The organism is Mesorhizobium sp. LNHC232B00 (assembly GCF_000502435.1).
Lineage (GTDB): Bacteria > Pseudomonadota > Alphaproteobacteria > Rhizobiales > Rhizobiaceae > Mesorhizobium > Mesorhizobium opportunistum.
Window position 1 is genome coordinate 35,194 of record NZ_AYWP01000017.1, and the last position, 13,864, is coordinate 49,057.

Sequence of the window (13,864 nt, forward strand, 5' to 3'; positions counted from 1 at the left end):
CGGGCTCAGGCGCAGCTCTTTTGGCCGGGGTCTTTTGCTGCACTTGCGAAGCTGACCGCCCGGTCGGGGCTCAACGAAAAATGCCTTGCTAAATCTATTTAGCGCCCTTGACCAAAAAGAATCCAGGCCTTCTTATGTTGCAGGAGGAGGGGCGCTCTGGGCTCGATCAGTTCCAGAGCGCCGGCGGAGGTGCTGTTGCTTCTCCGTGCGAGCGCACAGGAAAACCGAAGATTACAGCTCCAAAACGCGCGTGAGAAAATGCAAGGGAGGAAGCAATGTTAGGAAAAGCGATACTTGTTGCTGCGCTGGGTGCAGTACTCTGTGTCACCGCAATCGATGCACAGGCGAAAGACGTCAAGGTTGGAGTTGTCGTGAAGATCGGCGGCATTCCCTGGTTCAACGCAATGGAAACGGGGATCAAGGAAAAATCCAAAGAACTCGGCGATGACGGCTTCATGGTGGGGCCGACCAGTGCCGATCCGGCGCTTCAGGTGCGCGCGATCGAAGATCTCATCGCTCAGGGCGTCAATGCCATCGGTGTCGTGCCGAACGATGCCAATGTGCTCGAGCCGGTGCTGAAGAAGGCCCGTGATGCCGGCATCAAAGTCATCACCCATGAATCGCCCGATCAGGTGAACGCCGATTGGGATTTCGAGATGGTGTCCGCAGTCGGCTTCGGCGAGGCGCATGCGAAGCTGTTCGCCGACAAGATGGGCGGCAAGGGCAAGTATGTCGTCTATGTGGGCTCGCTCACGGTGCCGGCGCACAACGCCTGGGCTGATGCGGCCATCGCCTATATTAAGAAGAACTATCCGGACATGCAGATGGTCGGCGATCGGTACGGCGTTGCCGAAAGCGCCGACGACAGCCGCAAGACCGCGCTGGACGTGCTCGCGGCCAATCCGGATCTCGGTGGCTTCCTGACTTTCGGTAGTCAGGGCCCGATCGGCGTCGGCCGTGCCCTCGACGAGCAGAAGCTCGGCGACAAGGTGGTTCTCGTCGGTTCGTTCTCGCCCAGCCAGGGCAGCGCGATGCTTAAGTCCGGCACAATCGACGGCGGCTTCATGTGGAATCCGCTCGAGGCCGGCAAGGTGTTCGTGACGCTGGCCGATTATCTGGTGGGTGGCGGCAAAGTCACCGATGGCATGACGATCGAGGGTCTTGGTGTGGTGCATCCCGACTTCAAGACCGGCACGATCATCGTTGACGCGAACCAGCCAATCACGGTCGACACGGTTGATGGTCTAGCGGCCCTCGGGCTGTAAGCGGCGGACCAAGGCGCCGGGGTATCGTCCTCGATCCCGGCGCCTCCTTCCCTACCAACCAGGTCCAGTCGATGAGTTTTGCCGTGTCGACGGAGGAGAGCCGGGCAGTCGTTCTCTCGCTCCGCAATATTAGCGTGACGTTCGGTGGTGTCAGGGCACTACAGGATGTCAGCTTCGAAGTGCTGCCTGGCGAAGTGCAGTGCATTGCCGGCGAGAACGGCAGCGGCAAGAGCACGCTCATCAAGGTCGTTACAGGCGTCTACCAGCCGCTCGCGGGCGCGCAGATCGCCTTTGCCGGCAAGGCCGTCGACGTCATGTCGCCCGCCGCCGCGCGCGCCGCCGGCGTCGAGGTGATCTGGCAGGACCTAGCGCTTTTTCCCGAAATGACCGTCGCCGAAAATATCGGCATCCGCTCTGTACTCGGCGCCTTGCCGCGCATCGTCAATCATGGGGCCATGCGCGACACTGCACGACGCCTGCTGGGCCGGCTCGGCGCCGATCTCGATGTCGATGCGCCGCTGCGCACCTTCGCCATCGCGCAGCGCCAGATCGTGGCGATTGCACGGGCCCTCGCCGGCGACGCCAAAGTCATCTTCATGGACGAGCCGACGTCTTCGCTTACGCAGTCCGAGACCGATCGCCTGCTCGATACCGTGCGTACGCTCGCCGCCGACGGCGTGTCCATCGTCTTCGTCAGCCATCGGCTCGCGGAGGTGCTCGAAATCTCGCGCCGGGTCACCGTGCTCCGTGACGGCAAACTGGTCGGTGTCTATCCGACTGAGGGCATGACGCAGTCGCGTCTCACCGAGCTGATGACCGGCAAGACGTTTGACCAGGGCGTCCGGATGAAAGACCATTCTGCTTCGCCGGTTGTGCTCGCTGTCGAAGGGTTGACGCGAGCCGGCGACTACGCTGATGTTTCACTGACCATACGGCGTGGCGAAACGGTTGGCCTGACGGGCTTGTTGGGTGCCGGACGGACCGAACTGGCGCTCTCGATCTTCGGCATGTTGCCTCCAGATCGAGGGCGCGTTTTATTGAACGGCAAAGTGCTTAGCCTCAGGTCCAACCGCGACGCCATCCGTGCCGGTATCGGCTACCTCTCGGAGGACCGTCTGGCGCTCGGATTGATCCAGCAGCAATCAATCGCCGACAATCTCGTCATTTCAGTGCTCGACAAGGTGCTCGACCGTGGCTTCATCTCGTTCACCAAGAAGGAAAAATTGGTGACCCGATGGATCGACGAGCTGGCCATTAAGATCGACCGGCCGACTGATCCCATCTCAACGCTTTCGGGTGGCAACCAGCAACGCGTTGCTATCGCGAAGTGGCTCGCCGTTGGGTTGAAGCTCATCATTCTTGATGCGCCGACCGTGGGTGTAGATGTCGGTGCCCGCGCTGGCATCTTCGAGATCGTGGCGCGGCTGGCGGAGGCAGGGCTCGCGATCCTCCTCATCTCGGACGAGGTGCCGGAGGTCTATTTCAACGCCGATCGCGTGTTGCACATGGTGGCCGGCCGCATCGTCACCGAATATGATCCGCGTGCCGTCTCGCTCAGCGATCTGGAGGCCGCGGTCTATGCCTAGCCTCAATATCCCCAAGCTGCTCCGAGCCAATCCGACTGAGACCTGGCTGATCATCGTTCTGTTGATCATCAGCGTCAGTCTGTCGCTAAGCAGCGACAAGTTCTTCACCATCGCCAACCTTTTCAACCTGCTCAACACCAGCTCGACGAACCTGATCTTCGCGGTGGGGCTATTGGTGGTGCTGATCGCCGGCGGCATCGACATTTCGTTCGCCGTCGCGGCATCGGTGGTGCAGTATGTGGCGGCTGTGGCGCTTGTCGGGATCGGTGGCGGCGACTGGCTCATCGGCATCTGTTTGGCGGCCATCGCCGGCATCGCGCTCGGTGCCGTCAACGCTGCCTTGATCTACTACTTCCGCATCATCTCCATCGTCGTCACCATCGCGACATTTAACATCTTTTTCGGGCTCCTGATGTTCGTCACGCGCGGCGTGTCGATCTACAATCTGCCCGAGTGGTGGACGCATCGCACTATGCTGATCGAGTTCCAGCAAGCCAATGGCAACTGGAACGGCTTGGCCCTGCCCGTCGGCATCATGGCGATTTGCGTAATCGCCACCTGGGTATTGATCCGGCACACCAGCATCGGCCGGCAGCTCTATGCGTTCGGCGACAATCCCGAGGGGGCGCGGCGGCTCGGCATCAACATCGCCGCTATGCACTTCATCGCCTTTGGCTGGCTCGGCTTGATGGCAGGCATCGGCGGGTTGGTGCAGGTCCACTATGCGCAGGAGGTAGTTCCCAATGCGCTGATCGGCCGCGAGCTCGACGTGCTGGCGGCCGTGGTGCTCGGCGGCGCGCGGCTCGGCGGCGGGCGCGGTACGGTGCTCGGCTGCATTCTTGGCGTCCTGCTGGTCTCGGTGACGCAGAACGGGCTCAACCTGCTCGGCATTTCGCCCTACGCCTTCAAGATGATCATCGGCGCGATCATCCTCATCGCCATCACCCTGTCGAATGCACCGCTCGGCCGGATGTTCGTGGCCCCGCGGGAACGGAGCGGAACATGAGCGAGAGCGTCGCCCCGGCTACCACGCCCCGGCAGAGTCTCCCCAGGCAGCTGGCCACCAAACTCGGTACCGAGAACATCGGTTTGCTGCTGGCTCTGGTCGCCGTCATTGTCTTTTTCGGCGTGCTGTCGCCACGCTTCCTGTCGATGGCAACCTTCGACTCCGTCGCGTTCCAGCTTCCCGAACTCGGCCTTCTCACACTGGCAATGCTGATGCCGATCATCTCTGGCGGCATCAACCTGGCGGTGACGTTCACGGCCAATCTCTGCGGTCTCACGCTCGCCTGGGTGCTGCATGCCAATGGCGGACCGGACGCGAGCATTTACGCTTTCCTGTTGGGCTCTGTCCTCGCGGTGGGCGTCGGCGCCGGCAGCGGTTTCGTCATGGGTCCAGTGATCGCCTATACCGGCGCGCACCCCATTCTCGTTTCGCTCTCGATGATGATCTTCCTGCGCGGGCTGGGCGAGTTCTTGACGCGCGGCGCCGACATCTCTGGATTCCCGGAATTCATCCAGCCGCTCGGGCACGGCTATGTGTTCGGCGTGCCGATTCCGCTGCTGATCCTGATCGCGGCTGTGATCGTCTGGCATCTGCTGATGACGCGCACCCCGCTCGGCTTTTCCAACTACATGGTTGGCTCCAACATCGAAGCCACGCGCTATTCGGGTATCCCGACGCGACGGGTGATCACGCTGATTTATGTCCTATCTGGCGCCATGAGCGGCATTGCCGGCATCATCATGTTGTCGCGCTTCAATTCGGTGCGGGTCGGGCATGGCGAATCCTACGTACTGATCACGGTGCTCGCCTGCTTCCTTGGCGGCGTCAATCCGTTTGGCGGTTTCGGCAAGGTGGTGTCGGTGTTCCTGGCGCTTATCATTTTGCAGCTGCTGTCGTCAGGTCTCAATCTGCTCGGCGCTAGCCAGCATCTCGCCACCGCCATCTGGGGCATCATGCTCGTCGGCGTCATGATTTTGCGATGGGTTGCGGGGCAACTTACTTTTCTGAGGATCAGACCATGATGGGCTTTGGCGTTCATACCAGCATGTGGACCAGCGGCTGGACTCCGGCGGGCGCGGAACACACCCTGCAGGCGATCAAGAAATACGATCTCGATTTCATCGAGATCTCGATCGCCGACCCCCAGTCAATCGACGCGGTGCATACGCGTAAATTGCTAGCGGCAAATAAAATGGAGGCCGTGTGCTCGCTCGGCTTGCCCGAACGCGCCTGGCCCTCGGTGCGTCCCGACGCCGCCATCGAGTTCCTCACCCTCGCCATCGGCAAGACCGCCGACATCGGCGCCGAAGCGCTGTCGGGAGTAACCTTTGGAGGCATCGGCGAGCGAACCGGCGTGCCGCCAACCCAGGGCGAACTCGACAATGTCGCGCGGGCCATGACGGCGGCCGCCAAATACGCCAAGTCGCGTGGCGTTGAGATCGGCATTGAGGCGGTCAACCGCTACGAGAATCACCTCATCAACACGGCGGCGCAGGCCGTGGCGCTGGTCGAGCGCATCGGCATGGACAACGTCTTCGTCCATCTCGACACCTACCACATGAACATCGAAGAAAAGGGCATGGGGAACGGCATCATCACTGCCCGCGACCATCTCAAATACATCCATCTCTCGGAATCCGATCGCGGCACGCCCGGCGAGGGCAACTGCCACTGGGACGAGACTTTTGCGACGCTCGCCGCCATCGACTTCAAAGGTGGGTTGGCGATGGAGAGCTTCATTAATATGGATCCCCTGTTGGCATTTGGACTAAGCGTCTGGCGCCCTGTCGCCGACAGCGAAACAGTCGTTATGGGTAACGGCTTGCCCTTCCTGCGAAACAAGGCGCGGCAGTACGGTTTGATCAAATAGGTATATGCATCGATAGCACGCTGTCTGTAGTCATTGTTTCGTCCTTCCAGCACGGCGGTCCCACCTTGGCGACGTGCGCGCAATTGCACGTGAATGCGGCAAAGTCGATGGATGACGCCCGTGGCATGCTTACCGTCCGACTTCAGGTGCCATAGGCTCTTGGGTCTGATTATGGCATAACATCGACCTATAGACCTGCCACCCTGTACGCTTTCAGGCGTTCGAAAATGCACATCTTACGGCCGGTATAGGGCGCAGCGCAGCCGTTCACTCCAGAATCTGCCGATAGCGCAATAAGCGGACCAGGCGCCGGACGGCCCCCCTTCAGGAGAGGCGCCTTCGCGCGCGCAGCAATTGGCGGTAGCCGCGCTCGACCATCTTCAGGCCGTCGCGCACGAGGCGATGCGTCTGGTAGCGGAAAGGCGAGTCTTGCCAGTCAGTGGCTCTGACGAACTTCCGACCAAACAAGGCCGTCGCGACTTCGAAATGAGATGCCTGCTCCTCACGGCCGTCAAGACATCGCAGCATATGGCCAAGGCGCCGGCGCTGGGCCGCAGTCAAGCGGGCATCGGGAAGGTGTTGCCTGTGGATGGAGCGGATGAACCTCTCGATCGCCTGTAGCCGGTCGTGCGCCATGTCATCGAGTGGGATTATGGCAGCCAGCGGCTCGGCTGGTCGCGCGCTGCCGAGAAGCGCCAATTGCACGCCGCCCGGCGAAGATCGCACGTGAAGGCCGACTTCGTCATGCTTTCCCCCGGCCAACGGAACATCGAGGGCGCTGCTTTCCCGCGCGAGCATATCCGCCGGAACCTCGACCAGGTTCACGACCCCAGGGTCGATCTGAGGCGCCCAATAGACCGGCTGCTCTACTGCGGACTGATCAGGCCTGGCGGCGAAACTGCAAGCCCCAGCGCTTGCGCAGCTCGCGAATCGCTTTAGCCGAACGGGAGGCAGCGAAGTCCCGCTGATACTGGGGATTGCGTCGCAGGAACTCCCAGGCAATCTCATCGGCCGCGGCGCCGTTAACGAACGAATATGCCTGTGGGTCACGCCACTGCGATGTATCGGGCTTCATCCGCATCCTTCCCTTTTCAAGGATCTGATACGGATACGCAGCGTTGAGCGAAATCCTTGGATTCCGTCATTGACGAATGAACGAGAAAGATCTCGGCGACGAGCTGTCAGGCCGAGACTTTGCGATGCCTATTGACTGGCGCCTTCCAGTGTCTTGAATGTGTCCGTCCAAGCGCAATAGGCCTCCTCATCGCCCTGGCTCCACGCGCTGAAGGCGCGCCAGGCGGCGAAAGAGGATGCAGACTGCTCGAACAGCGCGCCGATCGACTGGTCGCCTGCAGGCCAGCCGGCAGGCTCGCTGTTTATCCCTTCCTGCGTGAGGCGCCGCAGATCGGCCAGGGCCGAGCGGATGTGAGGCAACGGAAATTCGCACAGATCCGTGTTGTCACTCGCTTCTCGAACGACGACTGCAAGCTTGGCGATCACACCCGCCAGCGATTGGGCAGGCGTCACCGCAATCTTGTCCAACAAGGCATATCGGTCGGCGTCAGTGCCCTCCCCGCAGCCAATGATTTCGCAGGCATGCAAGGGCGCGCCGCTTTCCAAGAGGCAAGGGCGCCGGATCGAAAACGATAGGTGTCGGTGCGACGGTAAAATAAGACACTTTTCGAAGAAGGGCGCACCGTTTTACCGGTCATCGCTGTGCTTCCGACGTCTATTTCCAGTACACCCACTCGGTGCTCAATCAGCAAACCATCCTATTTGTACGCCCTGACCGCAATTCACCGCACAGTTTGATCGAATCCCTTCCGTAACTGGCTTATACAATCCAGATATTGATCCAACGAATGGAAGCCCGCGCACAACGACGGACGCATGCAGGCAGCGAGATCATGAAAAGCGACACCCTTTCCTATCCTCCTCGTGGTCTCTCACGCGAAGAAGCGGCTCGATATGTTGGCGTCGGCATAACCAAATTTGACCAGATGGTTGCTGACCGCCGCATGCCGAAGCCGAAGAAAGTTGACGGCCGCGTGATTTGGGATCGCCTTAAACTCGAAGCGGCATTTGCCGAACTACCTGGAGACGATGATGAGAATATCGTCGACTTCCTGTTGCAAGGGAATCACCGAAGGGAATAGATTCATCCCGCCATGACCGACAAATATCCCGGCCTGTCCTCCTACACCGATCGCCACGGAAAACTACGCTGGCGCTATCGGACGAAGGAGCGTGTGGTTGGTCTGCCTGCTCCCAACCAGCCGGGATTCAAGGACGCGTATCAGGCAGCGGTCGAAGGCCGGAAAGTCCCCAAGGCCCCTGTCGTCCAAATGCCTGGAGCCGCCCTGCCCGGCACATTTGGAGCAGCCTTTCAACGATTGAAGATTTCGGTCAAGTGGTTGGCGCTTGACGATGCCAGCAAACGCAAGAACATGCGGCTGATTGAAGAATTTCTAGAACTGCGGGTGGTCCCAGATCACCCCCTTATCTGGCGCGACGTACCGGTTAAGAACCTTAGACGTATCCATATTGAGGAGCTTCTTGGGCGCTTCATCGCCACACCCCATAAGGCCAAGCACCTGCTGGTGGGCATACGCAAACTGGTCTATGTCGCACTGCGGCAAGATTGGATTGAAATCGACCCCACTGCGGCAGTCGAGTGGCGCCCGGCCTATGCCGGCTGGAAGGCCTGGTCGCGCGAGGCGATGGCGCGATTTGAAAACCGTTGGCAGCTCGGCACTGCGGCACGCACGTGCTACGGACTGGCGCTTTGGCTGGGCAACCGCCGCGGCGACGTTGCGGGCCTGCGCTGGGACCAGAGGGTCACCCGCCGTGTCTTCATCGATGGCGTCGAGCGTCACTTCGACGGGTTTGATATCGTTCAGCGCAAGAACAAGGGACGAACAGGCGGCAAACGGCTGTTCGTGCCGATCACACCGATGCTGTCCGAGATCCTGGATGCGGCTGACAGGCGCGGCGAGACCGTCCTGGTCAACGCCTATGGTCAGCCCTTCTCCGCCAAGTCACTGACTGGAATGATGGCGCATTGGCGCAAGCTTGCCGGTCTTCCGAAGGGCCTTACCCTGCATGGTTTGAGGAAATCGCTCGGTGTTTATCTGGCGGAGGCCGAGGCCTCGACCAGGCAACTCATGGACGTTCTGGGGCACGACGATATCGATCATGCGGAGCTCTATTCGCGCGAGGCATCGCAGGTACGGTTGGCGGTCCAGGGCATGGATCGAGTCGTGCGGCTCGTCACGCGCAAGCCGATGCTTGGCGAACCTGTTGGCGAACCTCGCGGCGAACCGGTCATTAAGCCATTGATAAATAACGATAATGGTGGGCCCGGAGGGACTCGAACCCCCAACCAAGCGGTTATGAGCCGCCGGCTCTAACCATTGAGCTACAGGCCCCACGCGCGCTGGATTAATGTTTTTCGCATCGCGGCACAAGGCTTTCCCGACGGGCTTACGCAGATCGCCCAAATCAACCCATAATCGCGCTCTACGCGACGCTTGCGACCTGATCGCAGACCAAGGAGATTTTCATGACCAGACACCTTTTTTTGCCCCTCGCGCTCGCCGCTGCAGTCGCTTTTCCGGCGATGGCTGGAGCCACCGATTTGCCGACGCCGCCCCGTATCATCGTGTCGGGTGAAGGCGAAGCAACCATTGCTCCCGACCTGGCCCTTTTGACGCTAAGCGTCATGCGCGAGGCCAAGACCGCGCGCGCGGCGCTCGACGCCAACAACGACGCCATGGCCGCGGTGATCGCTGCGATGAAGGCGGCCGGCATCAAGGACCGCGATCTGCAGACCGCGGGCATCCAGATCAATCCGCGCTACAACTACACCAACAAGCCGGACGGCAGCCAGGAGGCCGAACTCGTCGCCTATCAGGTGACGAACACGCTGTCGGTGCGCGTACGCGACGTCGACAAGACCGGCGAGATCCTCGACAAGGCGGTGTCGCTCGGCGTCAACCAGGGCGGCGGCATCGCCTTCACCAACGACAATCCGGCGGCCACCGTCACCGAAGCACGCAAGAAGGCGGTCGCCGACGCCATGGCCAAGGCCAAGACGCTCGCCGAGGCGGCCGGCGTCAGCCTCGGCCGGGTGATCGAGATCACGGATCAGAACATCAGGCCGGCGCCAATGCCGATCAACGCCAAGGCCTTCGATGCCGCGGCCGGCGCGGCTCCGGTACAGGCCGGCGAAAACGCCTACAACGTCCAGGTCACCGTTACGTTCGAACTGAAGTAGCCGGTTCCGGTGATTCCATTGGCCGAGCCCACGCCGGCCGTGGGATTATCCGCCGGCGCATGAAAAACCCCGCGGGATCGCTCCCGCGGGGTTTTTTCGAGCCGCACCCGTCCGATTGGGAAAGGGGCTCCGCTAGTCCCGGCTGATCCTCACGGAGGATCATGCCGCTACGACCAGACCTCCGCTCAGCGGTTGATGATCGGGCAACCGCGCTCGTTGGCGAACACGATGACGACGCGGTCCCCATACTGGCGTCCCATGACCTTGACGACACGGCGGTTGGCGTCGACGATGCGGGCGCGATGCAGTCCCATACGCTCGGCCTTGTCGAGGGCCCGGTCCGGCGAACAGCCACGGCGCCAGCCGTCGCCGCGCCAGTCGTCGCGGCGCTCGTCACGGCGATGCCGGTAGCCGTCGTCGCCGGCGTAGACGCCAAAGCGCGGGTCGTTGTTGTTGCCGAAGCCGAGATAGAGGCTGTCGGCATGGGCGGGAATGGCCGCCAGCGTGCCGAGGCCGACCAGGGCCGAAAGGGCCGCCGTCTTGATCGTGGTGTACATGGTTCTCTCTCCTTGTTGCGGGCTTGCGCCCGTCCTCGTGAAACCGATGGTGGGAGAATGCACTAGCCTGTCTGAACTATTTACGAACTCGCCGTTCATCTGCGGTTCATGTGGCGGGAACGGGAAAGCTTGGCCGGTTCTCCACCAATATGCCCCCCAAACGCCCTGCCCCGGTTCATGCTTCCGGCGCGCCTTGCGGTTATGAGCCTCAAGGCTCCTCGTCGAGCATATAGTCAAAATAATCCTCGGGCTCGGCGAGCTCGGTCTCGCTCGCCTTGACGCGGCCGCGCATCGAGATGCCGGANTGCCGGACTCGTGCACGGTCTCGGCATTGCCCGACACCAGCCGGTGCCACCAATAGAGGTCGCGGCCCTCTGCCACCAGCCGGTAGGCGCAGGTGCTGGGCAGCCAGCTGATGGTGCGCACGTTCTGCGGCGTCAGGCCGACGCAATCAGGAACGCGCGCCAGCCGGTTGGCATAATCGGCGCAGCGGCAAGTCTGCGCGTCGAACAGCCGGCAGCCGACGCTGGTCCAGTAAATCTCACCGGTATCCTCGTCCTCGAGCTTCGACAGGCAGCATTTGCCGCAGCCGTCGCAGAGCGATTCCCACTCGGCCGGACTCATCTCTTCCAGCGTCTTTGTTTTCCAGAACGGCGTTTCCATTTTGGGGATGTGGCCCCGGCGGAGGCCGAGGTCAAGCACTGCAATCGTCGCCAAAGCCGCTCCACCATAGGAAAAACATGAAGTTGCCTTCAAAACGCCGGTCAATCGTCCTTCGTTGCCGGTAATGCCCGCAAACCGGAACCAATATGGATGATGAAGGTTTGGGCAGGGATGGGACCCCATAAGGAGAAATTTCGATGAAACGCCAACCACGGATTCTGGCAGGCACAGCACTTGGCCTGTTGATGGCATCCGCGCCGTTGGGCGCATCCCCGCTTCAGGGAAGTGCCGCGTTCGGCTCCATGCAACGCGGCACCGTACCGTTGGTTCTGGCCCAGGCGGCTTGCGCCGAGGGCGAATCGGCCGAAGCCTGCGCACAGCAAGGGGAACAGAAGCCTGAGCGCAAGAAGCGCGAGCAGCAGCAGACTGAACAGGCACCCGCCGGCGAGGCTGCTCCCGCCACGGACGAACAGCAGCCGCGCAGGAAAAAGCGCGACCAGCAGCAGCAGGCCCAACAGGCACCCGCCGGCGAAGCCGCTCCCGCCACGGATGAGCAGCAGCCGCGCAGGAAAAAGCGCGACCAGCAGCAGCAGGCCGAACAGGCACCCGCCGGCGAAGCCGCTCCCGCCACGGACGAGCAGCAGCCGCGCAGGAAAAAGCGCGACCAGCAGCAACAGGTCGAACAGGCACCCGCCGGCGAAGCCGCTCCCGCCACCGACGAGCAGCAGCCGCGCAGGAAAAAGCGCGATCAGCAGCAACAGCAGACCGAGCAAGCGCCGGCCGGCGAGGCAGCCCCCGCCACGGACGAGCAGCAGCCACGCAGGAAAAAGCGCGACCAGCAGCAACAGCAGACCGAGCAAGCGCCGGCCGGCGAAGCCGCTCCCGCCACGGACGAGCAGCAGCCACGCAGGAAAAAGCGCGATCAGCAACAACAGCAGACCGAGCAGGCGCCCGCGGGCGAGGCAGCCCCCGCCAACGACAACCAGCCAGGCGAGAACCCGCGCAAGAAGCACAAGCAGGGCCAGCAAGAGGTCGCGCCCGTGCCCACCCCAAAGGAAGCTCCGGCCGAACAGCCGACACCCAAGGCAGAGCAGGCCCCTGCCGGCGAACAGGCTCCCGCCCAGGGCGAACAGCCCCAGGACAAGACGAAGAAGCACGGCAGGAAGCCGGCTGCGGAGCAGCCTACAAACGGCGAGCAGCCCGCAAACGGGCAACAGCAGCAGACTGGCGAGCAGCCGGCGACGGGTGGGCAGCCTGCCACCGGCGGCAAGGCCGCGCCTGTCCAGGGCGAAACCCCCGTGCAGGGCGAGGCACCCGCTGACAAGAACGCCGCCCCTATTCTCGACAGCCAGAAGGATGCCCGGCGCAAGGGTCGCGGCGAGAACGGCCAGGGCGGCAGGAAGCCGGCCAACCAGAATGGCGAGCAGCAGAACGGCGAGCAGCAGAATGGTGGCCAAAACGCTCAGCAAGGCACCGATCAGGGCCGCAAGCCCGTGGTCGCTCCTGTCGACCAGGGTCCGCCACCCACCGACGACAAGTCGGCCCAGCAGGCAATCCAGCCTGAAAAAATCGCCCCGGTGACGGAGGAAAAGGGCAAGCGCGTAGAGCGTGCACCCGATGAAAACGTCCGCGACCGTCAGCGTCCGAAAGGCGTCAATGTCGTCAGGGAACTCGGCGATCGCGTCATCCTGCAGTTCAACAACCAGACATTCGTCCAAAGCAATGATGCCCCGCGCATGACCCGCGGCGCCAGGAACGTGTACTATGAGGATCTGTCGGGCGATCGCACCCGGGAAGTCGTCGAACGTGACAACGGTGTCCGGATCGTCACCATCCGCAACCGTTATGGCGACGTCATCCAGCGTTCGCGCATTGCGCCGGATGGACGCGAATATGTGCTGAGCTATGTCGACGAGCGGCACTATGAGGATGAAAACGACTGGCGCGATCCCGGCGACGACCTGCCGCCGATGCGGCTGACCATTCCGCGCCGGGACTACATCCTGGATTCCGAGGATGTCGAAAGCGACGACGACTACTACACCTTCCTCGAACAGCCGCCGGTGGAGCGGGTCCAGCGTCTCTATTCGATCAACGAGGTCAAGCGTTCGGCGCGCGTGCGCGACATTGCGCGGCGTATCGACCTTGATACGCTGAACTTCGAATTCGGCTCGTCCTCGATCTCCGATACCGAGGTGCAGAAGCTGCAGGGCGTCGCCGACGCCATGGAGAAGCTTTTGAAGAAGAACCCGGCCGAAACCTTCCTGATCGAAGGCCACACCGACGCCGTCGGCACGCCGGAGGCAAACCTGGCCTTGTCGGACCGCCGCGCCGAGGCGGTTGCCGAAGCGCTGACCAACGCCTTCGGCATCCCGGCGGAGAACCTGACGACGCAGGGCTATGGCGAGGAGTATCTGAAGGTCGACACCTCGGCGCCCAACCGCGAGAACCGGCGTGTCGCGATCCGCCGCATCACCCCGCTGGTGGCGCCGGTGGCCAGCAACAACTGACCCTGATCCGGAAAGATCATGGTCCATCAAATCTGTATTTCCAGGAGCTTGAGCCGGCTTCTGGAATCAGATCGGCAACAAGGCCCCATCCCGGAGGACCGGGATGGGCGGGAATGCGGACGACAGCCCGG

12 protein-coding genes, 1 tRNA gene and 2 pseudogenes are annotated in these 13,864 nt (G+C 62.1%); 9 read left to right on the forward strand and 6 right to left on the reverse strand.

The annotated features are described in order from the left end of the window. Window positions 1-275: 275 nt before the first annotated feature. From X743_RS148935 to X743_RS148915, 5 genes are all read left to right on the forward strand, one after another. Complete coding sequence (locus X743_RS148935) at window positions 276-1,265, forward strand: substrate-binding domain-containing protein (RefSeq protein ID WP_023767068.1); 990 nt, start codon at window positions 276-278, stop codon at window positions 1,263-1,265. Window positions 1,266-1,336: 71 nt separating this feature from the next. Continuing rightward, the gene (locus X743_RS148930; protein WP_023767069.1) at window positions 1,337-2,851 is read left to right on the forward strand and encodes a sugar ABC transporter ATP-binding protein; all 1,515 of its coding nucleotides are present in this window, start codon (window positions 1,337-1,339) and stop codon (window positions 2,849-2,851) included. A gap of 7 nt (window positions 2,852-2,858) precedes the next feature. Further along, window positions 2,859-3,857 (forward strand): ABC transporter permease, encoded by a 999-nt coding sequence (locus tag X743_RS148925; RefSeq protein ID WP_023767070.1) that lies wholly within the window; start codon window positions 2,859-2,861, stop codon window positions 3,855-3,857. Beyond that, window positions 3,854-4,879, forward strand: a complete 1,026-nt coding sequence (locus X743_RS148920; protein ID WP_023767071.1) for an ABC transporter permease — start codon at window positions 3,854-3,856, stop codon at window positions 4,877-4,879. The genes X743_RS148925 and X743_RS148920 overlap by 4 nt, the downstream gene beginning before the upstream one ends. After that, window positions 4,876-5,727, forward strand: coding sequence for a sugar phosphate isomerase/epimerase family protein (locus X743_RS148915; RefSeq protein WP_023767072.1), 852 nt, complete (start codon window positions 4,876-4,878; stop codon window positions 5,725-5,727). The genes X743_RS148920 and X743_RS148915 overlap by 4 nt, the downstream gene beginning before the upstream one ends. A gap of 324 nt (window positions 5,728-6,051) precedes the next feature. Here the strand turns inward: X743_RS148915 and X743_RS148910 are convergent, their stop codons facing one another. The 3 genes from X743_RS148910 to X743_RS148900 form a co-directional block, all read right to left on the reverse strand. Then, window positions 6,052-6,552: a DUF2285 domain-containing protein gene (locus X743_RS148910; protein WP_023767073.1), complete on the reverse strand. Its 501-nt coding sequence runs from the start codon at window positions 6,550-6,552 to the stop codon at window positions 6,052-6,054. Between the two features lie 55 nt (window positions 6,553-6,607). Beyond that, window positions 6,608-6,802: a DUF6499 domain-containing protein gene (locus X743_RS148905; protein ID WP_023767074.1), complete on the reverse strand. Its 195-nt coding sequence runs from the start codon at window positions 6,800-6,802 to the stop codon at window positions 6,608-6,610. Window positions 6,803-6,930: 128 nt separating this feature from the next. Then, window positions 6,931-7,269, reverse strand: a complete 339-nt coding sequence (locus X743_RS148900; protein ID WP_245264266.1) for a hypothetical protein — start codon at window positions 7,267-7,269, stop codon at window positions 6,931-6,933. A 365-nt stretch (window positions 7,270-7,634) separates the two neighbouring features. Between X743_RS148900 and X743_RS148895 the strand changes: the two genes are divergently transcribed. Both X743_RS148895 and X743_RS1000000173495 read left to right on the forward strand, forming a co-directional pair. Continuing rightward, entirely contained in the window at window positions 7,635-7,883 is a 249-nt protein-coding gene (locus tag X743_RS148895; protein WP_023767076.1) for a hypothetical protein, read from the forward strand. A 564-nt stretch (window positions 7,884-8,447) separates the two neighbouring features. Then, window positions 8,448-8,888: pseudogene (locus X743_RS1000000173495) on the forward strand (tyrosine-type recombinase/integrase); the annotation flags it as partial. A 191-nt stretch (window positions 8,889-9,079) separates the two neighbouring features. Here the strand turns inward: X743_RS1000000173495 and X743_RS148890 are convergent. Further along, window positions 9,080-9,155, reverse strand: a tRNA-Ile gene (locus X743_RS148890). Between the two features lie 134 nt (window positions 9,156-9,289). Here X743_RS148890 and X743_RS148885 point away from each other — a divergent pair. Further along, window positions 9,290-10,003: an SIMPL domain-containing protein gene (locus X743_RS148885; protein ID WP_023767078.1), complete on the forward strand. Its 714-nt coding sequence runs from the start codon at window positions 9,290-9,292 to the stop codon at window positions 10,001-10,003. 185 nt (window positions 10,004-10,188) lie between these two features. Here the strand turns inward: X743_RS148885 and X743_RS01000000169230 are convergent, their stop codons facing one another. Further along, on the reverse strand, window positions 10,189-10,560 hold the full coding sequence (locus X743_RS01000000169230; protein ID WP_023767079.1) for a hypothetical protein: 372 nt from the start codon (window positions 10,558-10,560) through the stop codon (window positions 10,189-10,191). A gap of 208 nt (window positions 10,561-10,768) precedes the next feature. Continuing rightward, window positions 10,769-11,223 (reverse strand): annotated as a pseudogene (locus tag X743_RS01000000169235) (YcgN family cysteine cluster protein). 197 nt (window positions 11,224-11,420) lie between these two features. Here X743_RS01000000169235 and X743_RS0136515 point away from each other — a divergent pair. Next, window positions 11,421-13,733, forward strand: coding sequence for an OmpA family protein (locus tag X743_RS0136515; protein ID WP_031257959.1), 2,313 nt, complete (start codon window positions 11,421-11,423; stop codon window positions 13,731-13,733). The last annotated feature ends 131 nt before the right edge of the window (window positions 13,734-13,864 follow it).